At 59.4% G+C, this 23,720-nt stretch carries 19 protein-coding genes; 5 read left to right on the top strand and 14 right to left on the bottom strand.

Annotated features, from left to right (window positions below):
* Positions 1 to 24 precede the first annotated feature (24 nt).
* Positions 25 to 639, bottom strand: a complete 615-nt coding sequence (locus tag CV770_RS01305) for a transglutaminase-like cysteine peptidase (RefSeq protein WP_038948881.1) — start codon at positions 637 to 639, stop codon at positions 25 to 27.
* Positions 640 to 880: 241 nt separating this feature from the next.
* Here CV770_RS01305 and CV770_RS01300 point away from each other — a divergent pair, with 241 nt between their 5' ends.
* Positions 881 to 1,444 (top strand): hypothetical protein, encoded by a 564-nt coding sequence (locus CV770_RS01300; RefSeq protein ID WP_146101226.1) that lies wholly within the window; start codon positions 881 to 883, stop codon positions 1,442 to 1,444.
* A 51-nt stretch (positions 1,445 to 1,495) separates the two neighbouring features.
* Here CV770_RS01300 and CV770_RS01295 read toward each other — a convergent pair whose 3' ends face one another.
* The 3 genes from CV770_RS01295 to CV770_RS01285 form a co-directional block, all read right to left on the bottom strand.
* On the bottom strand, positions 1,496 to 2,812 hold the full coding sequence (locus CV770_RS01295; protein WP_038948884.1) for an HlyD family type I secretion periplasmic adaptor subunit: 1,317 nt from the start codon (positions 2,810 to 2,812) through the stop codon (positions 1,496 to 1,498).
* Positions 2,809 to 4,566 (bottom strand): type I secretion system permease/ATPase, encoded by a 1,758-nt coding sequence (locus tag CV770_RS01290; protein ID WP_049806581.1) that lies wholly within the window; start codon positions 4,564 to 4,566, stop codon positions 2,809 to 2,811. The genes CV770_RS01295 and CV770_RS01290 overlap by 4 nt, the downstream gene beginning before the upstream one ends.
* A gap of 270 nt (positions 4,567 to 4,836) precedes the next feature.
* Complete coding sequence (locus tag CV770_RS01285) at positions 4,837 to 7,371, bottom strand: Ig-like domain-containing protein (RefSeq protein ID WP_245453643.1); 2,535 nt, start codon at positions 7,369 to 7,371, stop codon at positions 4,837 to 4,839.
* 702 nt (positions 7,372 to 8,073) lie between these two features.
* Between CV770_RS01285 and CV770_RS01280 the strand changes: the two genes are divergently transcribed.
* Positions 8,074 to 9,036: a class I SAM-dependent methyltransferase gene (locus CV770_RS01280; RefSeq protein ID WP_038948887.1), complete on the top strand. Its 963-nt coding sequence runs from the start codon at positions 8,074 to 8,076 to the stop codon at positions 9,034 to 9,036.
* 26 nt (positions 9,037 to 9,062) lie between these two features.
* On the opposite strand, the gene CV770_RS01275 is transcribed toward CV770_RS01280, so the two are convergent.
* Positions 9,063 to 9,890, bottom strand: coding sequence for a polysaccharide lyase domain-containing protein (locus tag CV770_RS01275; RefSeq protein WP_146101225.1), 828 nt, complete (start codon positions 9,888 to 9,890; stop codon positions 9,063 to 9,065).
* 21 nt (positions 9,891 to 9,911) lie between these two features.
* Entirely contained in the window at positions 9,912 to 10,985 is a 1,074-nt protein-coding gene (locus tag CV770_RS01270; protein ID WP_038948891.1) for a glycosyltransferase family 2 protein, read from the bottom strand.
* Positions 10,986 to 11,121: 136 nt separating this feature from the next.
* Here CV770_RS01270 and CV770_RS01265 point away from each other — a divergent pair, with 136 nt between their 5' ends.
* Both CV770_RS01265 and CV770_RS01260 read left to right on the top strand, forming a co-directional pair.
* Positions 11,122 to 11,913 carry an FkbM family methyltransferase gene (locus CV770_RS01265; RefSeq protein ID WP_104461048.1) on the top strand — a complete coding sequence of 264 codons (792 nt, stop codon included), beginning with the start codon at positions 11,122 to 11,124 and terminating at the stop codon, positions 11,911 to 11,913.
* Positions 11,910 to 13,181, top strand: a complete 1,272-nt coding sequence (locus tag CV770_RS01260; protein WP_038948893.1) for a hypothetical protein — start codon at positions 11,910 to 11,912, stop codon at positions 13,179 to 13,181. The genes CV770_RS01265 and CV770_RS01260 overlap by 4 nt, the downstream gene beginning before the upstream one ends.
* Positions 13,182 to 13,257: 76 nt before the next feature.
* Here the strand turns inward: CV770_RS01260 and CV770_RS01255 are convergent, their stop codons facing one another.
* Positions 13,258 to 14,235, bottom strand: coding sequence for a glycosyltransferase (locus CV770_RS01255; protein ID WP_049806583.1), 978 nt, complete (start codon positions 14,233 to 14,235; stop codon positions 13,258 to 13,260).
* Between the two features lie 436 nt (positions 14,236 to 14,671).
* On the opposite strand from CV770_RS01255, the gene CV770_RS01250 reads away from it, so the two are divergent.
* Positions 14,672 to 15,967, top strand: coding sequence for a glycosyltransferase family 4 protein (locus CV770_RS01250; protein ID WP_245453642.1), 1,296 nt, complete (start codon positions 14,672 to 14,674; stop codon positions 15,965 to 15,967).
* Positions 15,968 to 16,023: 56 nt separating this feature from the next.
* On the opposite strand, the gene CV770_RS01245 is transcribed toward CV770_RS01250, so the two are convergent.
* The 7 genes from CV770_RS01245 to CV770_RS01215 all read right to left on the bottom strand — a co-directional run bounded on the left by CV770_RS01245 (position 16,024) and on the right by CV770_RS01215 (position 23,703).
* A complete protein-coding gene (locus CV770_RS01245; RefSeq protein WP_245453641.1) occupies positions 16,024 to 16,779 on the bottom strand; it encodes a class I SAM-dependent methyltransferase in 756 nt (251 codons plus the stop codon).
* On the bottom strand, positions 16,776 to 18,266 hold the full coding sequence (locus tag CV770_RS01240; RefSeq protein WP_104461046.1) for a class I SAM-dependent methyltransferase: 1,491 nt from the start codon (positions 18,264 to 18,266) through the stop codon (positions 16,776 to 16,778). Before CV770_RS01240 ends, CV770_RS01245 begins: the two co-directional genes overlap by 4 nt.
* Positions 18,263 to 19,459: a DegT/DnrJ/EryC1/StrS family aminotransferase gene (locus tag CV770_RS01235; protein WP_104461045.1), complete on the bottom strand. Its 1,197-nt coding sequence runs from the start codon at positions 19,457 to 19,459 to the stop codon at positions 18,263 to 18,265. The genes CV770_RS01240 and CV770_RS01235 overlap by 4 nt, the downstream gene beginning before the upstream one ends.
* On the bottom strand, positions 19,399 to 20,424 hold the full coding sequence (locus tag CV770_RS01230; RefSeq protein ID WP_179731099.1) for an NAD-dependent epimerase/dehydratase family protein: 1,026 nt from the start codon (positions 20,422 to 20,424) through the stop codon (positions 19,399 to 19,401). The genes CV770_RS01235 and CV770_RS01230 overlap by 61 nt, the downstream gene beginning before the upstream one ends.
* On the bottom strand, positions 20,397 to 21,575 hold the full coding sequence (locus CV770_RS01225) for a DegT/DnrJ/EryC1/StrS family aminotransferase (protein ID WP_104461044.1): 1,179 nt from the start codon (positions 21,573 to 21,575) through the stop codon (positions 20,397 to 20,399). Before CV770_RS01225 ends, CV770_RS01230 begins: the two co-directional genes overlap by 28 nt.
* A 98-nt stretch (positions 21,576 to 21,673) precedes the next feature.
* Positions 21,674 to 22,192 (bottom strand): acyltransferase, encoded by a 519-nt coding sequence (locus CV770_RS01220; protein WP_038948903.1) that lies wholly within the window; start codon positions 22,190 to 22,192, stop codon positions 21,674 to 21,676.
* Between the two features lie 35 nt (positions 22,193 to 22,227).
* Positions 22,228 to 23,703 carry an oligosaccharide flippase family protein gene (locus CV770_RS01215; RefSeq protein ID WP_201759645.1) on the bottom strand — a complete coding sequence of 492 codons (1,476 nt, stop codon included), beginning with the start codon at positions 23,701 to 23,703 and terminating at the stop codon, positions 22,228 to 22,230.
* Between the last annotated feature and the right edge of the window lie 17 nt (positions 23,704 to 23,720).

The raw sequence follows: 23,720 nt of genomic DNA, 5'->3' as shown, positions 1-23,720 counted from the left end.
ATAATTCCGGCCACATGACAGGAATCATGCTCCCGGGCGGCCAATCGTCGTCCACAGTCGGCTGTCGCTCGGCATCTGCATGCGGACCCAACGATACGGCACCCGCGACCAGAGCTTAATCTCGGGCACGAGGTTATCCAGGATCAGGTCGCCGCTCCTGGCGCGCACCACCAGCACAAGGTGATGGTCCCCAGAGCTGGTGACTACTTCGCTCAATAGCAGGACCCGCGCAGGCCAGCCGCGTTGCAGCAGTTCGTGACGCTTGCTCACTGCGTAGTCGTTGCAATCACCACGATCGGGGTTAACGATCCACTCCTCACCTGCAAGGCCGAGTTCATTAGGCTGCGGAGCAATGGCGCGGTTCACGGTGCGATTGACTGCTTTCAGCTCCGCCCACCGTTCCTTCGTCAGCCGGGTCGGCCCGCCGCGGAATGAGCGCCGCGGGCGACACTCGGCCTGATAGCGCAGACAAAACACCGTATAAGTGAGGGGCGGAAGGGTCGGGCGTCCCTGCTCGATATGCGCAAGGGCCGCTTGCGAAGCCCCTGGCGCGCTCAACAATGCCGCGCGCGCCCACTGAACGCTTCCGATCATGACTGCCAAGGCTGCCGCAACGACCGGTCCCGAGGTTGGTTGCATCTGCGGATCCCCCCAGCGAACGCCAAACCAGGCCCGGATTCACTGCTCAGCGCGGCCGCCCCGGTCGTGGGAACGATCAACCGCCCATATTATATTATTTAATATCAGTTAAATTTAAATGGCAATAATAAGTTAAGAATTAAGTCGGCGCAGATGTCGCACGCAGGCAGCCGCCGGATGCTCGCGGTCTGCCGAATGAATGGAAATGGGAGCGAGAAGTTCCGATCGGCTCGGGGTTCCGATGAACGGCCCTCAAGCACGGCGCTGGACATGCGCGCGCATCCGCGCACCATTCAACATCTTAACGCCACATATAATTTTGATTGTTGATTTAATTATTCATCGAGGTCCAATTCTCAAACCGCATTTCCCGGGACAGGACGGATTTCACATGCAGGATGAGTTGCTCGTCATTCTGGGGGCTGAAGCTACGATACTTGTCTTCGTCGCCGCGATGACCCTGTACGCCAGGCGAATGGATATTCTGAGCGGACGCTCGTTCGAGCGATCGGTGGTCTCGCCTACGGGCAACGGGCATCCGTTACGGTCGATCCGCCGAAAGCAGCGCGATCTGCTGCGGCTGATCAGGAGGTGGGGCGGCCTCACTACGTTCGCGTTCGCCCCGCTAAATCTGCTGCGGCGACCTGACATCGCCAGAACGCTGCAATGGAGCGTTCAAACCAGACCCCAGACTCTATCTCGGCGCGCGATGCGCTTTCGTCGGTCGGGCACGCCCGCTGCCGATGCGTCCGGCCGCCCAGCCCTGCTTTCAGAGGCTGTTCGCAACGCCGACGCCCAGGGATAGGGCGCCGGCGCCGAATGCATGCGGTCGAGCGCCGCTTGCTTCCGCGACGACTCAGCGCTCCTTGAATGCACGCTCCGCCTGATCGTGCAGCGGCTTGAGCAGATAGGACAGCGCGGTCCGACCAGCCGTCTTGATGAAGACCTCGACCGGCATTCCTGGCAGCAGCTTGGCCGAGCCGAGCTTCGCCAGCTCCTCCGGCTTCAACAGGATCCGGCCCGTGTAGTAACTCGTGCCGGCGCGCTGGTCCTGCGTGATATCTGCCGAGACCATGCTGACCTCTCCATCGATCTCCGGAGTGGTCTTCTGGTTAAACGCCGCGAACCGCATTGTCGCGGTCTGTCCCACATAGACCTGGTCGATGTCGCGCGGTGCGATCTTGACCTCGACCGCAAGCGAATCCGCATCAGGCACGATCAGCATGATTTGCTCGCCGGGTGAGATGATGCCGCCGACCGTGTGGACGCTAAGCTCGTGGACGCGACCGGACTGTGGCGCCCTGATATCGATCCGATGCAATTGATCGACCGCCGCAGTCTTGCGCTCGCCCAATTCGGAGAGTTTTGAGCGCGTTTCGATCAGGTCCTTGCCGACTTCCGTCCGCAGGTCCTGGTCGATCTGAATGCTCTGGAGGCCGATTTCGGAGATCTTGCCTTTCGATTGCGCAATCATGCCGGCCAACTGACTGCGCTCGCCTTCGATGCGTGCGGAGTCGCGCTCGAGGGAATTGAGCCGCGTGATCGGCACCAGATTCTTTTGCCAGAGGCTACGCACGCCCTCCAGCTCCTGGCGGATGAATTCGACTTCCTTCTGCTTGGCCTCGGTCTGCCCCGTATAGCCCTTGATCTCGTTCTCCAGCTGCGCACTTTTCTCCTGCAACTGCGCTTTTTGGCCGCTCCTTGCCTGACGGCGGAGGTCGAACAGCTTCCGCTCCGCAGCGATTGCTCGGCTCGCCTCAGAGTTGCTTTCCTTGGCTCGGTCGAGCAGCACCTTGGGAAACACGACCTGCTCGGCACCATCGCGCTCGGCCTCGAGACGAGACTGGCGCGCGAGCAGCTCATCGATGCTGTTGGTGACGATCGTCGCATTGGCGAGCGTCTGAGTCTCGTCGAGGCGGATCAAAACGTCGCCTGCATTGACCCGATCGCCCTGGCGCACGCGCAACTCACCCACGATCCCACCCGTGGAGTGCTGAACCTTCTTGACGCTCGAATCCACCACGACCACGCCCTGGGCGATCACCGCGCCCGACAATTGGCTCGTTGTCGCCCAACCGCCGATCCCAAATGTCACAAGACCGAACATGATCATACCAACGATCATATAACGCTGGATGGATTGCAATGCCGGCGCCACCACCTGGCCGTTCATCGGTTGCCTCCTTGAGCTTCCGCGACCACCTTGAGCGGCACGGGATTTCGCAAGACCTTCTTGAGGACCTCCTCCCTCTTGCCGAAGGACTGAACCCTGCCTTCCCCGAGGCACAAGACATGATCGACGCCTTCAAGCGCCTTCGGACGATGGGCGACCACGACGACGATCCCGCCGCGACGGCGCACGTTCAGGATCGCCTCGGTCAGCGCCTCCTCGCCCTCGGCGTCGAGATTGGACGAGGGCTCATCGAGCACCACCAGGAACGGTTTGCCGTAGAAGGCGCGCGCGAGCCCGATGCGCTGCCGCTGCCCCGCCGACAGTGCCACCCCCCCCTCGCCGATCTTCGTGCCGTAGCCATCCGGAAACGAAAGGATGAGATCGTGCGCGCCCGCGGCATGCGCGGCCTCCAGAACAGCGGCGGCGGTCGCCTGCGGATCGAAACGCGCAATGTTCATGGCGATGCTGCCGTCGAACAATTCCACGTCCTGAGGCAGGTACCCGATGTGCTTGCCGAGGGCGTCAGAAGACCAGTGATCGAGTGCGGCGTTGTCCAGCCGTATCCGGCCTCGAATGCCCGGCCATACCCCAACCAGCGCACGTGCCAGCGTCGATTTGCCGGATCCGCTCGGCCCAATGATTCCAACCGCCTGCCCGCGCCGCAACTGGAACGACACGTCATTGACGGTGGGCTGCTCCGAGTTCGGGGCGCCGATATAGAGATGCTCGACGGTGAGAGTTTCAACAGGAGGAGGCAATGCCAGCCGCTCCTCCTCGCCGGGCAGAAGTTTCAGCAAAGCATCGAGCCGTCGCCCCGATTGCCGGGCAGCAACGAACCCTTTCCAGTTCGCAATGGCCATTTCGACAGGCGCCAAGGCCCGTGCGGTGAGGATCGATCCGGCAATGATGATGCCGGCCGTCGATTCCTGGTTGATGACGAGGACTGCGCCGACGGCGAGAACCAGCGATTGCAGGATCGCTCGAAAGAGCTTGGAGACGCCTCCGAGCCCGTTTGCGACGTCGCTGGCCCGCTCATGGGCCGCGAGGTACTTCGCGTTGACATCCCGCCAACGCAACGCCGCCTGCTGCCGCATGCCCATAGCCTGCAGAACCTCGGCATTTCGGCGTCCCTCGAGCGCCAGTGCCGCGCGCGAGACTGCGAGACGCGAGGACGCCTTTGCCGGCCCTCGCGTGCGCGTTTCCGCGAGCATGGTAATGCCGACCAGCACCAGCGCGCCAGCCAGCGCAGTGACGCCAATCCAGAAGTGGAAGAGGAAGCAAACGCCGAGATAGATCGGCATCCAGGGTAGATCGAAGAGCGCGGTCGGCCCTCCGCTCGACAAAAAGCTGCGGACCTGATCCAGATCCCGCACCGGCTGCAGGCCATCGCCATCGGCCCTGGTCTTCAAAGGCAGACGAACAAGCGCGTCGAATATGCGAACGCCCAGCCTTTCATCCAAATACCGGCCGACCCGCGCGCTGATCCTGCTTCTGACGAAGTCGAGCCCACCCTGAAACACGTAGAGTACCGTGGCCAGAACCATCAAGGCGATCAGCGTCGGTATGCTGCGCCCGGGCAGCACCCGATCGTAGACTTGCAGCATGAAAAACGAACCAGTGAGCATGAGGAGATTGCTCATCCCGCTGAAGGCCGCGAGCGCCCAGAATATCCTGCGGCAAGACCGCAGGAACGCCGACATCTCCGACTGTGGCTCCTCATAGTGCTCCGCCGGTTCGGATCGACCAGCGAACATCCGTTGCCGCAGGGCCTCGACCGGGCGCCTCGCCAAGCCGACCAGTCGCGTGGTCCGCAGTTCGGCGTCATCCGCCCACTGTCGTCCGGCCGCCCAGAGCTCTGATATGTGAAGAAGTGGAATCCGAATGAGATTCGCGGGCGGGGGGAATCCCCCCCGCCGTCCAAAGTCAATCATGGTAGCCGCCCTTGAACCATGCCTTTGTCGGAAGATCCCCCAAGAGATCCCCAAGGCAGTTGTTGAGTACTACTCGGTGTGGATGCCCATACCTTACGCGAAGTGGAAGTCCTGACTGGTCAACGAACCGACCTTCATGTTCTTCAGCGTGAGCGTGTCGTCCCCCGTCGCGATGACGACGTCGCCGCCTGATTGGGTCGCGTGGGAGAGAACACTGGCAAAACTGTCGAACACGCTCTTACTGAACTCGATCGTGTCGTGAGCAGGTCCGCTGGCAACGAAGCCCTTGACAACATCGTTGCCGAAATTCGCGGCAAACGAGAAAGAGTCAGCCTTGCTGGTCCCAACGAACACGTCATTGCCTGAAGTGCTCGTCTGTGTGTTGCTGGTTGTTGAGCTCGAAGTAGCAATGGTCTGCGTGGTGCTCGTGGACGACGTAGCCAGGCTCGAAGTACCGACCTGCCCATCACCGTTGAGATCCTGATGGAAGCTTGTCTCAAGCGACTTAAGTCCAGAGTCCGTACCCGACACCGAGCCGCCGGACGTGGAGCCGGTCAGGGTGCTGACATGGGAGACGTAGTTGCCGTTGTTGTCGGTGTTCCACGCCGTGTATTGACCGGTGCTCGCCTCCTTCCAGGCAACCTGATAGCCCGTCGCCGTCTTCTCCGCACCAATGGGAGTCCAGGTGCCATCTGACCCGCTCACGAAATCGGCACCGCCATCCTTCAGCGAAGGGCCCGTTCCGCTGCTGCCGTTGAGGTAGAATTTGCCGCCACTCTCAACGAGACTTGTCACACCAGCCGACTCGACGACCTTGCCAGTTGTCTGCGCTGGCGACGTCGGTGCGGTTGCTGTGGAAGTACCGATCTGACCGTCACCGTTCAGATCCTGATGGAAGGTGGCCTCCAGCGATTTCAGGCTGGAGTCCGTACCCGACACGGAGCCCCCCCACGTTGACCCGGTCAGGCTGTCGACATGGGAAACGTAGTTGCCGTTGTTGTCGGTGTTCCACGCCGTGTACTGACCGGTGCTGGCCTCCTTCCAGACAACCTCATAGCCCGTCGCAGTCTTTTCCGCACCAATCGGTGCCCAGGTGCCATCCGACCCCTTCACAAACGCCACACCGTCATCCTTCAGCGTGGGGCCCGATCCGGTGCTGCCGTTGAGGTAAAATTTGCCGCTGCTCTCAACGAGAGTTGTCGAACCAGCCGACTCGACGACCGTACCGGCAGTCGGCGACGTGGGCGCGGTCGGCGACGACGGTGACGTCGGGGCCGAGTTGCTGATGCTCGCCGCGAACGCGGTGGACGCCGTGCCGGTGTTGCCTGCCGCGTCCGTTGCCTTGGCGGTGAGGCTGTGCGAACCGGCTGCTAGGGCAGCACTGGTGTAGCCCCAAGCGCCACTGCTGTCGGCCGTGACGGTCCCGATCTGGGTCGTGCCGTCCAATACCTTGACGACGCTGCTCGCTTCCGCCGTGCCCGACAACACCACCTGATTGGCACTGTTCACCGTATGGCTGGCCATGGTCGGCGCGGTCGGCGCTTTGGTATCGACGGTGATTGCCAACGCAGACGACGCCGCGCTGGTCTGACCCGATGTGGTAGTCGCCGTTGCGGTCAGCGTGTGCTTGGCGTCAGTCAGGACCTTCGTGATGTAGTCCCAATTGCCGCTCGAATCCGCGGTCGTCGAACCAATCTGGGTCGTACCATCGTAGAACTTGACCGTGCTGCCGGCAGCAGCGGACCCCTTGAGCTCGATGGTGTTGTCGTTGGTGATCTTGTCGCCAGCGGTGCCGCTATCGGTCGAGAACGACGCGATGACGGGAGCGGATGGTGCAGTCGGGGCAGACGGGGCTGTTGAGCCCGAGCCGCTGTTCGCAGACGTGTTGAGCGTTGCGACCAGGGTCCCGCTGTCATCGACGTTGCCGGTGTAAACCGGGGAGTTGCCGGTGAATGCCGTCGGGCCCCAATAACCCCCGCCCATATGATTGTTCGTGACGACCACTCCCGTGACCGATCCGCCGTTGAACTGGGCCGAGCTGTAGATGTTGTAGCCACCACCGTACAGCAGGTTGTTATCGACAGTGACGTCCGAGACGGGCCCGAAGTAGTTGTCGATCATGATCGCAGCCGTTTGGGTATGGTCATTGATGACCGTGTTATGGCTGATCGTGATGTTGGAGTTCTTCCCGTCGATCGAGATACCGTCGTAGTGCGGAGATCCCGACGCGATCATATCGTGGATATAGTTGTCCTTGATGAGGGTATTCCCTCCATCCACTCCGATCCCGTTCTCGACGTTGTAGATGTTGTTGGCGATGAACGTCCCTTGACCCATGATTCCATAGTCGCCGTCGTTGCCCGAGCCGACGCCATTGATCTCATTGTGCTGGATCACCGCCCCGGTCACACCCGTCGCAACCCTCACGGCGTAGAACGCGTCGGTCGTAACCTTGCAGTTCTCCAACGTGACGTTCGGAGCGTTGATGAAGACCGATCCATGGATGTCGAGGCCGCTGATCACGGCGCCCGCTGTGTTGATTACGAGATCCCCGTAGTAAGGAGTGAGGGTCACGCCCGCCGACACTCCAGTGTTCGTAGCATCAGGCCACGCAGTCGTCGTTGCCAAGATATATTTCTCCTTCGCAGTTAAATCGAACGTGGGCGCATCATCCCCAAAGGCGCGCCACGGGCCGTGTCATGCTCCATCGGCGGGGGCTTTTTTGGGACAAGACGGCGGCGCGACTAGGGTCATTTTTTGGGTCCAACGCTCGACTTAATTCAGCGAGATTAAAAAAAACCGAAGCAACTCCGCCATATAAGCTGCACCAGATTGCGAGTGTTCGCGCGTTGCCACAAGAGCACACTGCGAACTTTTTCACTTCAATCTTCGTCAGCGCCGGCAGAGAGGGTCATGCTCATCCATCAGCACGGGGCGCTCGGCATTTTCCAATTTAATTGGCGATATATAATCCCTGCCTTCAGCAAAGGATTACTGGCAAGACGCTCTTGGCCACACCTCACGAGAGATGTGGCGCTCGAAGGAGCCGCTTGGAGGGCCTGATGTTGAATCGCGCGCGGAGTTATCCCGCAATCGACCGCCGCTCACGCCAGGCTCGCTGCGTTGTCGCCAAAGCTACGCTGAAGATGCCCTTTCCGGCAGGCAAAGAGCCCACGCGGCCCCGTGTTTTTACGGCCCGGACGAACTGGAGGGATGGCCGTGGTCTGGACGGTGGAATGCCAATGGGCCACAATATTCTCGTGCATCGAGATGGAGCGTTATCGGACCGCTGATTGCCCTCGTTTTCTTCGTTCAGATCGGAAGTGATCCATGCACTATTTCCGGAAGTCTGTTTACAGAATACTTGATCTGGTTTTGGCGCCGTTCATCCTGCTTTTTGCTCCGCTTGCAATCCTCGTGAGTCGCCTTCGTGATCGAGCCCCCTTGTCGAGGTCTGTCTGCGACAGATTTCAGTTCGCCATCGTGCGGCATCACTACTACGAGCCCATCGTTTTTCCGGCAGACCTGAAGCGCGATCTCGATCTGCCGAGGCAAATAGCCGGACTGAACCTGAACGAAGCGGCACAGCTCGCTCTGATCGCGCAATTCAACTACCGGGACGAACTACTCGCAATTCCGGTCCATCAAAAAGGCCCGGGCGAATTTGGCTACCACAACGGCTCCTTCGAGCCTGGAGATGCCGAATTTCTTTATAATATGATCCGTTACTTCCGACCCAAACGCATCATCGAGGTCGGCAGTGGAAATTCGACCCTCATGGCCCGCCTCGCAATAGCGGCGAACAGGAAGGACGATCCACGATATCATTGTGAGCAGATCTGCATTGAGCCGTTTGAGCAGCCCTGGCTCGAATCGACTGGCGTGACGGTTTTGAGAAAAAAGGTCGAGTGCTGTCCCGACAGCCTGTTCGAGACGCTGGACGAGAATGACATTCTCTTTATCGACTCATCTCACATGATCCGGCCGCAGGGTGACGTGCTGCACGAATACCTACACGTGCTCGGCCTGCTCCGCCCCAATGTGATCATCCATGTCCACGACGTCTTCACGCCGCACGACTATCCCGCTCAATGGATACTTCGCGACCGCTGGCTGTGGAATGAACAGTATCTACTCGAGGCGTTCCTGAGCTTCAACCCGCATTTCGAGATCATTGGCGCGGTTAATTGGCTCGCCCGTTCCCACAGAGACAGGCTGAACGACGCATGTCCGGTTCTGATGCGCGAACCCTCGCGCCAGCCCGGTTCGTTCTGGTTCCGGCGGGTGGCATAGGCAGGAGGCCCGAAGCCAGGCACTGATTACCTCGGGCCGGCACGGCGGCCTGTCGCGTCATCGACATTTTCTCGCCAGACCGGGACGTTCTTCACAATCGAGCTATAGCCCCACTTGCCTCTGCCCATCCGGTTGTTCGTAAAAGAAACCCCGTCGACCGTCCCGCCATTGAATTGCGCCGAGCTGTAGACGGTGTAACCGCCGCCTATCAGCAGGTTGCCGTCGACTTCAATATTCGAGATCGGTCCGAAATAATTGTCGATCATGACCGCCGAGGTCTGCGTGTGCGCATTGATGACCGTGTTGTGCCTGATGACCACGTTGGAATTGCCGCCATCGATCGAGATGCCATCGTAATGCGGAGAACCGGACGCAAGGAGATCGTGAATGTAGTTATCCTTGATGAGCGTATCGGACCCGGACACGCCAATTCCGTTCTCGACATTATAGATGTTGTTTCCGACAAACGTACCCTGGCCAACGATGCCGTACGAACCATCGTTGCCGGAGCCGACGCCGTTGATCTCGCAATTCCGGATCACCGTGCCCGTTACACCCGGCTCGATTCTCACGATGTAAAACGACGCGGAAGTCACTCGGGAGTCCGTCAACGTCACGTTCGGCGCCTTGATGTAGACGCGGCCTGCAATGTCGAGGCCTGAGAAGGTCGCGCCGGCCTGATCCGCCACGACGTCGCCAGACGGCGTCAGCTTCGCGTCCGGCCGCACTCCCGTATTCGTTTCGTTGGGCCACTCGGACCTGTCGCGCTCGGCCGCGCGTGCAGCAACTCCACCGGCTTCGAGGCTCGCTACCGCAAGCAATAGAAGCGCCTGAACAAGGATCGGCTGCCGCATCTGGAGGCGCCCCCGGCTTCGCTATTGGGCCATCCGCTCCTTCGGCCGGCCCATCTCACCCTTCAGTCCCGCGACAAGTCCTTCGACCGCTGCGCGACTGTTGCTTGGCGCGCCCTGCAGCAAGAACCTGAATGCGTACATGAGCGAAACCGCAACTCTCAGAGGCAGCGACCACGGAAAATGCCGTCGCACGAAGCGAACGCAATTGCGGTGCTGGAGATAGACGGAGAGCACCGAAGCTCTGCCCGATCCCGTCGTCGTACCTCGCTTGTGAATGACGATCGAATCGGCCGCATAACCGAGCCCCAAGTGCCTTGCGCGAAGCCCCCAATCCATGTCCTCGTAAAACAGAAAATAGTTTTCATCCATGAGGCCGATCCGCTCGATGCACCAACGGGTCACGTACATCGATGCCCCCGAAGGGCTATCCATCGCGTCTTCAACGGCGGCGATGTTGCAGGACATGTCGATAAGCTCTCCCAGGCCTATGGCAACGTCTCTCGCCGCCAGCCTCTGCCAGGAAAGCCCGCCGCGAAATCTCACGTGATCTGCGTCGAGGCTGTCCAGAATGGTGCTGCCCACCATCGCCTTTCGGCCGGATTGTGCCCGTTCGTGCAGCGCCGCCAGGGCAGATTCGGTCGGCTGAGTATCGGGATTCAGGATCCAGATGGCGCACCAGGTGGGTATCGCAGAGAGGGGACGCAACCAGGCGTTAATCCCGCCGGCATAGCCCAAATTGTCGTAGGCGCACCCCACCCAGACATTTGACGATCTTCCGCGCAGAGACAGGCGCTGAACGTTCGTAAACCGGCTGGTGTTGTCATCTAGGGCGATTCCAAACGATTGGCCCCGCCGGCAGGGCCCTCCTTCGCTGATCAGGGCGCTTACAAGGTGGTGATAGGCATCACGACCGCCATTCTCGCAAATGAAGATGTCGAAAGTGGGCGACGTGGTCGCACGCGACAATGCCAACAGGCAATCAACGACGTCCTCCGAGTTCCGGTAACCGACGATGAGCACCGCGACCTCGGAAACGAGGCTCTCCGCCAGCCCATACGAAGCATCGGTTTCGCCAACCTTCAACGCGGTCGCCATGGGGAACTTTCGCTGCACGATTTAATAAATTATCTACATTCCCTATATTTAAATGACCGATATTGCAATCGCATTTATTTTGTTTAATCTGAGCGATTAATAGCCGATCCATGCGCTTGGGCAAGGTCGTATCGTCATGAACTTGAAGCCCTTTGCCCGTTTCGCATATGCGAACATCCCCGGCGTTGCCGCGGCGCGATTCGCATTCAAGGACGCGGCTGCCTCCTACCTCGCAAAACCCGAGTACAGGGGCGCGACTTGGACCTCCAGCGCCAATGGCCTGATCGTCGACATCGGGGCCAATCGCGGACAAAGCATCCAGGCGTTCAAGAGGTTCAGGCCGCAATCGAGCATCGCGGCCTTCGAGCCCGAACCGCTCTCGGCCGAGCGACTCAAACTCCGTTTCTCCGGAGATCGGTCCGTCTCGATCTTCCCCTGCGCTCTCGGAGCCAAGCCGGGCACCATTACGTTCTTCGTCCCCTCTTACGGTCGGTGGGCTTGCGATGGCATGGCCGCGACCTCCCGGGAGGCGGCGACCGAGTGGCTGAACGATGGCGGCCGCATGTACCGTTTCGATCAGTCCAAGTTGACCGTGGAGGAACACAGGATCGAGTGCCACACGCTCGATTCCTTTGCAATGTCGCCCTCCCTGATCAAGGTGCACGCTCAGGGCGCCGAGCTGGAGATCCTGCGAGGGTCGGAGCACACGCTGAGACGGCACAAGCCGGCCCTGATGTGCGCCTTCGCATCGGACGAGATCTCGGAATTCGTTTCCGACATCGGCTATCGGCCGTACGTCTTTCAGAATGGACATTTCCTGAGCGGACTGGCGCCGCGTTCGGTCACGTTCACTTGGTACTTGACTGACGACAACAGCCGCCGCGTTCAAATCGAAGCGGGATCACCGGGCAAGGCGGTTCTCTCATGAGCGTCACGGTTGCGGGCGGCGAATTCGGCCTGACAAGTACGGCTTTGCCGCAAGCCGCTGAGCGGTGCAGCAAGCTGCCGGCCTGGCTGCTGCTGATGGGGCTCATTCTGCCGGCGGCGCAAGTCCAGCTTTATCTCGCCGATGCGAAACTCACGGTCGGGCGGATCGGCATCCTGCTGCTCATAATACCTGCAGCGGCAAGACTGCTCAGGACCGGTCGTCACATCCTCGCCTCGGACTATCTTGCATGTGCCGTCGCAGCCTGGATGTTCGCAGCCGCCACCTACACCAGCGGGTCGAGTGCGATCTCATCGACCGCCGCCGAGAGCCTCGAGTTTCTGGGCGGCTACATCGTCGCCCGCGGATTTTTCTTCGGGCCGGCGGCAATTCAAAGCTTCATTCAACCCTTTAAGATCGTGACTGCCTACATCGTCCTGCTGGCCCTTTTCGATAATCTTTCTGGCCGGCTCATTGTTCAGCAGATGTTTTCTGCCGCCTTCGGCAGCTATGCGCCGCTCTCGCCCGACTACAGGCTGTATTGGGTAAGAGCCGCCTCGACGTTCGACCACCCAATTCTGTTGGGCACCTATTGCACCGTCGCTTGCGCCATCCTGCTGTTTTCGGAGCAACGGCCATTGTCGAGGATGCTTTGGGCAGGTCTGTGCGTTTTCGGTTGCCTGCTGTCGTTGTCCTCCGCGCCGTTGTTGTCGTGTCTCCTCGTCCTGATGCTTTACCTCTATGATACGGCACTGAAGCAAACTTCTGGACGATGGCGCGCGCTGCAAGTGTGTCTGGCTACGATCGTTCTCGTGATCCTGGCCGTGGCCAATCACCCGCTAGGCTGGATCATCTCCCACCTCACCTTCGATCCGGTTTCGGGTTACTTTCGGATGCTGATCTGGGACGCAGCGACACAGAAGATCATGTATTCTCCCTTCACCGGATACGCATTCGCCCTGCTCAATCACGACATTCTCGATACCACGATCGACTCGGTGTGGCTGGTGTTCGCGCTACGGTTCGGACTTCCTATGATTTTCCTGCTCATCCTGACGAACATTGCGAGCATTCTACCGGTAAAAAAACGCTTCAAGGGCGTCATGGAGGATCCCAGCGCGTCGGGCCTGCGCATCGCATTCACCGTCGCAGTCGTCATGCTCATGTTTACCGGGCTGACGGTCCACTACTGGAACTACCTCTGGATCTTCTGGGGAGTATGCATCGGCATCAGGGCATCGCTGCGGGAGTCCGCGATGTATCCGGTCTAGCCCGATCCAGCGGTGGAACACGCCGTCGGGCCGAAACGCGGCTTGCAGCGTGGCAGCCCGTGAGCCTCGGAGCCGATTACAACATCTTCAGCCGCTCGATAGCAGGTCGCAGCAATTGCCACCCGCGCGACCCCAACTGCCGTTTGCTGGCGAGAAGCCACCAACGACGCGATCTCGTGACCGCCGGGTCCAGCTTTGCCGCTATCGCCGAAAGGCGCTCCGATAACCCAACGTCTCCGTCATTGAAAGCTCGGCTCGCACAACTGATCGTGTCGAGCGCCAGATGGCTCGTCAACCAGGACCTGAGATCGTCGACGTCCGGAAGCACGCCAGCGCAGCTATCCAGGAAATGCTCCAACGCCAGCTTGCGTTGAACGAAATCCTGCTCGGCCGAATATCCGCCTGACATGTTGGTTGAATGTCGCCGGTACACGGCCTGGATCGCATCGATGAAGCCGACGGGTCCATGCGCGGCGAACCGCAGCCACATCTCCATATCGCCGCTGTGCGTCAAATCCGGTAAATATCCCCCCACCTTCTTCTGCAGGCTGGTTCGCACCATCACGCTTGGCGCCAGGACTATGTTTCTGCACCCCCCCATTTTGATGAAATCGCGGCCGGCCAGTATCTTCGTACCAGGTCCAAGTTCCGGCGGCAGCGGCACAACCTCCTCGCGCTCCTGGCAAAGCGCGACTGCGCCTCCAAACGTGAGGCCGACGGAGGGATTCTCATCCATCAACCTCGCAGCCCTCTCGATCGCACCGGGCATCAGGTAATCGTCTGCGGAGAGCAGAATCATGTAGTCCGCAGCGGCCCAGTCGATCCCCTCGTTGAAGGTGGCGATGTGGCCGTGATTGACAGAATGCCTGCGAAACTCGACCCGAGGATCTGCACGAACCAGTTCCTGCGCAACCTGGGCTGTATTGTCCGCCGAGGCATCATCAATAATCAGCAGCCGCAACTCGGGTCCGCACTGCCTCAATATGCTGTCGGCGCATTCTCTAAGGAAATGCCCATACTGATAACAGGGTATGATCGCATCAATGGAACTCACGGCGCATCCATTCCTGCCAAAGGCCTCCGGAACGCGCCTTCCATGATTTTTGAGCCCGCATCCCAATATTGGTTGCCCACAATCCAGACCGGCTGTTCATCAAATCACCAGGCGACATATGAGATCGTACATCCTGAGTACGGCCGCAAGAATAATGCCACCTGTTTAATTGGATTTTTATCACGCCGCAATATATGTTTAATATTTAATTTGCACGCTGTATATCGGTATCCGGAAATCGAGGCCGACGGCATTTGAACTCATGACGGGTTTCAGGCAGAACGACCTTTCCTTGCGAGGGCGTGCGACGCTTTGGGCACAACGAAACTCTTGGCGCCTGCCGCGAAGCGTGCGACGTATCGGGAAGAAACTGTTCATTGGCAGCCGGTTGGCGTCCGGAGACGACAGTCTCGTTGACGACTGGTCGAAGCCGCTCATGCCATATGATGCCATGGTCGCGCCGCATGCCCCGGCGGCGCCCGCCTCTATTCCGACCAGCAGCGTGTCGAATCCGGACGATTTTCTCGTGTCGCCGGGAAGTGTCCATTGCCTCATCGTCACTCCGGTGCTCGACGCCGGCGGGCTAGATGAATTTGTCGCCTTTCTTGCGCGACGCCTCCCCCATTTCGGGCTTCGTGTGACGGTTATGTGCGCACATTCATCGTCGGCGCCCGTCGGACAATTGTTCACGATCTTGCAGAGGGAAGGCACGGCGGTTGTTGCCGCCTCGCCAGGCGACGCTTGTCTCTGGATGAAAACGAACCGTCCTGACGTTATCAGCGCGCACGATCCGCCGGGTTGGCTCTTGCAGGCGGCCAAAGATGCCCGCGTTCCGGTCGTGGAGACGCTCCACGGCATTCCGACCCCCATAAGCACCAATTGGATGGAGGAGCGTCAGAGATCGGAACTCGTCACCTGCTTTGTCGCGGTAAGCGAGCTCGTGCGGCGTCAGTACCTGTCGGGCAATCCGGCCTATTCCGATCGTGCGGTCATCACCATCCCCAATGCATTCAACCAGACACATCGCCCGTCGGTGAACCGGTCGAAGGCCCGGGCCTGGCTGGGCCTCAATGACGAGTTTCTCTTTCTCTCGCTCGGTCGTCACACGGTCCAGAAGAATGCATACGGCCTGGTGCGGGCATTCTCAGACGTCGCAGAAGATGATCACAAGGTCCATCTGCTGATCGCCGGCCGCCTGGACGATGCTGTGTACACGCGTCAAGTCCGTACGCTTCGCGACAAGATGCCTTGCAAGGACCGGATCCACCTGCGGCATTCGTTTCCAGATCCATCCATCCTGCTGGCCGCCGCCGATTGCTTTGTTCTGAACTCATTTTTTGAGGGATGGTCATTGGCCTCCATGGAAGCGCTAAGCGCGGGATTACCTACAATCGTGAGTGATGTCGGCGGCGCGCGTGAGCAGATCGGTCTGGACGGTAGCCGAGGCTTCGTTGTGGCGAACCCGGTTGGCGATCCCGAAAGCGCAAATTGGCATAGTTCGAGCCTTATGCGATTTCAGCCGCAGAAGAATATGGATGAACTCGTCTCCGCCATGAGGTCAGTCGTCGCTCATCGCGACTATTGGTCCAGGGTGCGCGAACAACTGTCGGCAGATTCAAAAGGCCGCTTTGATCCCGTCATATGCTCCAAACGGCATGCCGAGGTCCTGCTTGGGGCGATTTCACGATCTATGCTCGAAGGTGAATTTGGGGATTGTCCCGCTCGTAGTTGACGCGCCCGAGTGCGCCTCTTCGGGAATTGGAGCGGTCCGCCTGACGGCTATCGCTGCTAGCTGATCAGCCGGTTCTTCTTCCAGTTGATTTTCGGCTGCGCGGTCGATGCAGTGGTGAGCTCACCCGCCATAATATATTGCTTTGCCAGGTGATGGGTCAGGCCGCCGAAGGTAAGTCTGTCCAACATCTTCGATCTTGGACCTTCAATGCCCGTGACCAGACCATCCTTAACGACCAGGCCCGAATCGTTCAGAAGCCTGACGGCGGTGCCTTCGACAAAGAACTTCAAATGGGTGCGGTCAAGAATCCCCGAATCTGTGTATTCAAATCGACGCTGGAAGAGCAGCGGAAGCGTCACGCTCAGATGCGCGATGTTCGGAACAGAAACGATTACGCGCCCACCATCCATGAGAAGGTTTCTGGTGATGGCCTGAAGAGTTCGCGTTGGATCCGGAACATGTTCAAGGACATCAAGCAACAAGATCAGGTCAAACTTGCTACCGACTCGTAATATCAAATCGTCGATGTCTCCGATCATCGCGACATCGGCGTTCAGTTTCAGGTCGGCTTCAAGTTCTTGATTGAGCTCGACTCCGAATGTCGTGGCGGCAGAGTAGATCGACTTGAGCCAGGCAAGAGTGAAGCCTGCGCCAGGTCCCACTTCGAGGATCCGGGAGGCGCGGCTTGGCAGTAACGACCGTATCTCGCGGCGAGAGCGGATGTAGTAGTTTTGCGCAGCCGTGTCCTGCGCAGCACCGGCGCGTCCCTGCATGTCGTCGATCTGGATTCTTCTGGCAGCCTCCAAGCTCATTGAACGACGCTCCTTCTGGAAACCTCCATCTGCTCAATGCCGTGATCCTTGCGAAGGAACGGCCTTAGCGATTCACGCCTGGTGGCGGTCGCAACAAGGTCGGGTGCAAGCACAGAAGACAGGAATTTCAACCTCAGACCGGCGCGATGCGGAGCGCGCCTCTCAATCTTCTCGATCGCCAGACCGGCTTGCGCACACCACCTCTGAATTTTTCCGCTCGTCGTGTCGTGGATCCCCACAGCATCGAAGCTCCCCCAGCGTCGAAAGACGCTGCTGGATTTCGCGCATTCCCAGGCATACCGAAGAGAGGGGCGGTTTGGCGCGCAAATGATCACTCGCCCGTCCGGAGCCAGGAGATCGGCAAACAGCTTGAGGAGATGCGCCGGATCACGAATGAATTGCAAGACATCAACGAACAGCAGTCGGTCAAACCGCTCCGCTGCAATTTTTGATCTCGCCGTTATGACGTCCCCTAACACCACCTCAGCCCCAAGCTGGGCCAAGCCGCTACCCACAACGGGGTCGAGGGGAATAGTCACCACTCGGTTTCCTCTCTCCAGCAATCGGCGTTCGTTTGCAGCCGAGCAGGACCCGATCGACAATACGGCCGCGCTTTGCGGTACAGCGGACAACACCTCGTCCCTGGCCGGCTCGTAGTAGTCTTTCGAATACATGCCGTGCCAGAGCCTGGTCTCGGCGCTGAACAGCGGAACGGCATCGTTTCCCTCACGCGCGATCTGCATCAGGACGGATAGTTGTGCGTCCAATTGCCGGCGATCGACGCCGAGCCGGTTGATATATTTGTTCGGTAAATGGTGCGCCGAGAAATCGTCGATATGGGAAATTGGTATCAGCTTCCGGAAGCCACACTGGGTGAATGGATCGGTTGCAGCGGTGCAAGGCAGGTCGTACTTGCCTTCGTGAGGCCCGACCAAAAAGCCGCCGGACGCAATTGCTCTGGCAAGCTGCTGCCGGGTGAGCATATAGCTGGCAGCATGCTCGTTGGTAAAATGAGCAAGATGGTAATTTCCCCTGGTCTTGACCGACGTACAATCCCAGTGGAAGGAACCGTGGGCCTGCGGATAATTCAATTCGCTGTTCGACGCTCTCTCGACGAGCATCCATCCGGCAACCTCGCCCTCATTCAACACTGAGGTCACGTCGAGAAGCGCTCGAATATTTCTTTCAGTGATCAGGATATCGTCTTCGGAATAAATGAACATATCATACTGATCAGCCCGCGCTGCAAACAACTCTTTGTGCGCGAAGGGAAGCGACCAGGGATTCTTGTTGGGAAGGCCAACGACACACTCGATGTCTGCAGCCGGCTTCTTGTCGATGTTGGAGATGATGACGATATCCACGTCGAACGACATGGACCGGTATTCCTTGATCACTCGATCCAGGTGGGCATTATTGGCAGTCCCATAGCTCGCGATCACGACCAAAAGTCGCAATGCCTTTTGGTCGGCGATTCCCGGGATCATCGTTCCAACTCTGCCCGCACCGCAGCACTCACCCTCGAGGTCTCCTCGGCGCTCATCTGTGCATAGATGGGGAGCAAGATCGACCGATCCTGGGCGAGCTCGGATTGACGCAGATCCTGTGTCTGGACAAGGGCCGAATAAGGCTGCTCACGATGGGCGCACATGATACCGCGGCGGGTCGCGATGCCCTTATCGAGGAGATGTTGCATCACGATGCGCTGGTCGAGGCGGTCTGGAAGACGTACGCAATAGCTCTGCCAGTTGGATCTGGCCCACGCTGGTTCAGTCGGTAACCGCAACCCTTCCAAATTGCCGAGCTGTTCGGCATAATTTGCGGCGACGGCTCGCCGGCGCGCAATCAGTTCCGGGAGCCGCTCGAGCTGTTTGCGCCCAATGGCGGCCTGCATGTCCGTCATTCGGTAGTTGTAGCCCACAACGACGTATTCCTCGAAGATCACGGACGACGAATTGTGCCGCACCGTGTCCGGAACGCTCATGCCGTGCTGGCGCAGGAGCTTGAATTTGCGATCAAGCTCGGCATTCGCGGTGGTGAGCATTCCCCCCTCACCCGTCGTGATCACCTTTCGCGGATGGAAGGAGAAGCAGGCAATGTCGCCATGTGGCTTGCCGATCGACTCCCATTCCCCGTTCATCCGGATCTGCGATCCGGCAGCACAGGCCGCGTCCTCGATCAAGGCGATCCCGTGGCGGCGCGCTATGGCCAGAAGAGCGGCCATATCGCACGGCATGCCCATCTGATGGACGACGATGATCGCACGCGTGCGCTCGGTGATGGCTTCGGCCAACCGGGCGCAATCAAGATTATATGTCTCCGGCTCGATATCGACGAAAACCGGAGTGGCTCCCTGATGTCGGATGACGTTTGCGGTCGCGATGAAGGAATGGCTGACCGTGATCACCTCGTCGCCGATGCCGATGTCCAGCCCCGCCAAGGCGAGCTGGAGCGCGGTCGTGCAATTCGAGACGGCACAGGCGTGCGGTGCGCCGACAAGTGCAGCGAACTCGCGCTCGAATGCGGCCACCTGCGGACCTTGCGATACCCAGCCCGACAGCACGACTGCGCGCGCCGCGTCAGCCTCTTCGTCCGCTAGCAGCGGCAAAGCGATCGGAATCACGATGCTGCCGCCTGCCGCTGGTGGTCCGAAGCAAGCTCGCGTTCGGATCGCCACCATTTCACGAGGTCGGCGAGCCCCTGCTCCAACGAAACCGTGGTGCGGAAACCCAGCAGACGCTCCGCCTTGCCCGTCGATGCCAGTCGGCGCGGCACCGGATTGACCGAGCGCTCCGGCGCGAATTCAGGCGTCAGGCCCCGGCGTCCCATCACGGACGCAAGCGCCGTAGCCAGCTCCGTCAGGCTGGTTTCGGTGCCGCTTCCAACGTTAAAGACCTCATCGGTGATCTTTGACCTGGCCGCAAGGATGTTGGCGCGCGCGATGTCGCGGACGTGAACGAAATCCATAGACTGACGGCCGTCACCAAAGATGACGGGAGGCAATCCGGCCTCCAGCCGCTCCATCCAGCGGATCAAGACCTCGGTGTACCGTCCGTGGATGTCCATCCGGCTGCCGTAGACGTTGAAGTACCGGAATGCCACATAGTCGAGGCCGCATACATCGTTGAAGGCCCGCAGAAGGCCTTCGTTAAACGCCTTGGCGGCTCCATAGAGAGTTCGGTTGTTGTACGGATTCTGCCGCTCCGTCGTCGGAAATTCCTCGGCCATGCCATATACCGATGCCGAAGACGCCGCGATGATCTTCTGAATGTCGTGCTTGATGCACAGCTCCAGCAGGTCGTAGGTGGCGTCGACCATAACCTCCTTGGCGAGGCGTGGTTCGGCCGCACAATGAGTGATGCGAAGTGCGGCCTGGTGGAAGACGATATCGGCCGCCTTGACCAATGCTTCCATCAGCTTGCGATCGCGTATGTCGCCGTGAACCAATCTCACCGGTCCGCGCCCGAGCGCGCGCCGAAGATTTTCCGGTCGGCCTCTGACCATGTTGTCGAGAGCAACAATTTCAATGCAGCCCTCGTCGCAGAGCAGATCAACGATGTGGGACCCGATGAAGCCTGCGCCGCCGGTGACCAGAACGCGCTTTCCCTTGAGATCAATCAAGACGCTCTCCTGTTGTGGGACCATGTCATGACGCTTTGTGGATGCTCCGCTCGGGCGCCAACCGCTTCACTGGGCCGCAGCATCGCTGCGTTCCTCAATGTGGCGACAACTTCGGCCGCCTGTTCCGGCAGCAGCTCCGGATAAATGGGAAGAGAGAGGAAGTCGTTCGCCAGCATCTCGGTGACGGGGAGGTCACCGGCGCGGTAGCCGAGTTCTGCGTAGGCTCTTTGCAGATGCACCGGAACGGGATAGTGAATCCCGGCGCCTATTCCGGCATCACGCAACAGCGACAGTGCGTGATCGCGCTCCTCCAATCTGACCGCATAGACGTGATACACGTGACGGGCGTGCCCTGGCGGCTGGGGACGCGCGAATGGGAGCTCAGACAGCAGTGCATTGTATTGCTCAGCCGCCGACCGGCGCGCTTCCGTCCAAGTCTCAATGTAGTCCAGCTTGACGTTCAATATCGCGCTCTGAATTTCGTCCATACGATAGTTATATCCGGGGATGGCGTGGTCGTACTTCGCCTCCTGCCCCCAATCTCGCAGCAGTGACACGCGGTGCGCGAATTCAGGCCTATGAGTTACGACGGCTCCACCCTCGCCGAACGCCCCCAGATTCTTGCCAGGATAAAAGCTGAAGCATCCTAGATCGCCAATCGAGCCTGCTCGACGTCCCCGGTATTCGGCGCCATGCGCCTGCGCGGCGTCCTCGATGACGACCAGGCCGTGACGACGCGCGATGGCCATTATCGGATCCATGTCGGCCATCAGCCCGTGGAGGTGAACCGGCAAGATCGCCTTGGTTCGTGGTGTTATCGCAGCTTCAATCAAGCCGGGATCCATCGTCCACGTTACAGGGTCAACGTCGACAAACACCGGCTTGGCACCGCTGTAGATAATGGCCGCGGTCGTCGCGACGAACGTCATGGACACGGTGATGACCTCGTCACCGGGTCCGACACCTGCCGTAAGCAAGGCAAGGTGAAGCGCCGAAGTGCCGGTGTTCACCGCGCGGCAATGGGCAGTCCGGCAATAACCCGCAAAGCGTCCCTCGAAGGCGGTCACCTCCGGCCCGAGCACAAAGTGCCCGCTCCCGATGACCCTAGCCACCGCGGCGTCGATTTCCGGCTTGATCTGGTAATATTGGGCTTTCAGATCCAGGAAGGGTATCAAGATTCAAGACCTTGGTTGGACCAAACATTATAATAAAATATTAACTCTCATAATCGCATTAAATCAAGCATTAAATTGTAACGCATATATATCGCGCTTTAAAATGGTTTATGGAGTAGCTCTGCAGAGCGACGATCGCGCAGGAGCGTGTTTTCAGCTGCGGGCAGGACCCGAGCGGGCACTCCTGCGACGATGGCGCCGGGCGGAACATCCTTAGTGACCACCGCACCGGCACCTACGGAGGCGCCCTCTCCGATCGTCACACCGCACAGGATGGTGGCGTTCGAGCCGATCGAAGCTCCCCGACCGACCCGGGTGCGCTGCAGCGTCCAGTCCGAAGCCTGCTGAGGACGACCGTCCGCGGTTGTTGCCTTCGGATATTTGTCGTTCGTGAACATCACGCCATGACCGACGAACACCTCATCCTCGATCGTGACGCCCTCGCAAATGAAGCTGTGCGACGATATCTTGCAACGCGCACCTATCTCCGCTCCCGCCTGGATCTCGACGAAAGTTCCGATTCTGCTCTCGTCGCCGACGGTGCAGCCATACAGGTTGACCAGGTCCGGATGCAGGATGCGAACATCGCGACCAAGCTGGGTATCCTTTATTGGCATGTTAGTTTCCCTGTCTCTAAAATCCAGCAAAACCACTACAGTACCGAGCGTGACGGGCGCAGCTTGGGCGCCATCTCGACGAGACCCGTCGCAGCTTGACGAAGGTGCTGCAGCAGAGGATGCCCTGTTACGATCAATCCCCACCACCAGCAGAAGGCGGCGACCACAAACGCTGATATAAGGCCTACAACGAAATTGAGAATTCCTGCCTCGATCAACAGCGCGCAGGCGCCTACGCCGGCGGCGGTCGCCATCGTGACGACACCGCTCTTGAGAACGGCACGGCCAAACTCGCTTGGCCGCAGCGCAAGATGCCGACTGAGATAGTATATCGCCACTACCGCCTGGAACGGCAACGTCAGCAATGCGCACGCTGCGACCGCCTCCACGCCCAAAAAGGATGCGCCCAAAAGGGCAAGGAGCGACGGTGGCAACGAGATGAAGGACGAGACAAGCGCGTCGCGCACGCGTCCAACCGCCAGGAACACGGGATATGTCAGGCACGCAGCGAATAGCGCCAGATTTGCAAGGCAGAGAATCCGCACCAACGGCACGACCTCCAACCAGGCTCCGCCAAGCCAGATCAACACGATCGGCTTTGCCATGATCGCTACGAAGGTGAGAAATGGCCACTGCACCGCGGAAAGCAGTTGGACCGCGTCCAGATACACGCCCTTTAGATCTGCCCCGGCTGCACGCCTCGACACGATCGCCGGCATGATGATGGGGTTCAGCACCTGCGTGACGAGCCTGTCGAATACCTGAGTCAGGTTGATCGCCCGGCTATAGAGACCCACAGCCGTAAAATCGAGAATCTTCGCGAGAAAGAGCTGGGGTGCGAGGTTGTAGAAGATATTGATGACGCTGACACCGCTGGAATAGAGACCGAATCTGAGGACCTCGCGGTATTCGGACAGCGAAGGGCGCAACACGCCGAAATCCCGGTACGAACTCAGCAGCAAGGCCGTAAGAACCATGCTCCCTGCCACACCACCCCAGATCGGAGCCATGTAGCTGAAGTTCAGGAGCGCCAGCCCGATCGAAACCAGCGCGACCGTCATGTTGCTTGCAAGATTGCAGATCGCGAGCGTCCCAAACTGCATGTCACGACGAAACAGGGCAGCCAACGTTCCTGAGACCGGTAGAAGGAGAAGGTTCAGCGCAGAAACCTGGATACCTTGCCTTAGGCTGTCCTGCCCAAAGAGTTGCGATACGACGTCGGCCCCAGCTGACAGGATTAGCGCAACTGCCAGCGAGATGATACAGGTGATAGTAAACGCCGTGCGAATGGTCCCGCGCGACAACTCATGCTTCTGAATCAGATAGTTTGCCCCTCCAAACTCCTGAAAGGCGGCGGCGATCACGGCGGTAAGTGCATTGACGACCGCAAAGACCCCGAACTCGCCCGGCGTCAGCAGACGCGACAGAACTGCGGTCGAGACAAGGAACAGCACAAGGGCGGCATAGCGGTCCACCCCGGAAAACAGGACTGAACGATGCACTGAATTCATCGAGACTCCGTCCCGGG

Source organism: Bradyrhizobium sp. AC87j1 (assembly GCF_002936975.1).
GTDB lineage: Bacteria > Pseudomonadota > Alphaproteobacteria > Rhizobiales > Xanthobacteraceae > Bradyrhizobium > Bradyrhizobium shewense.
Note: the sequence above shows the minus strand (reverse complement) of the source record. Positions and strands in the feature narration are given on the sequence as shown.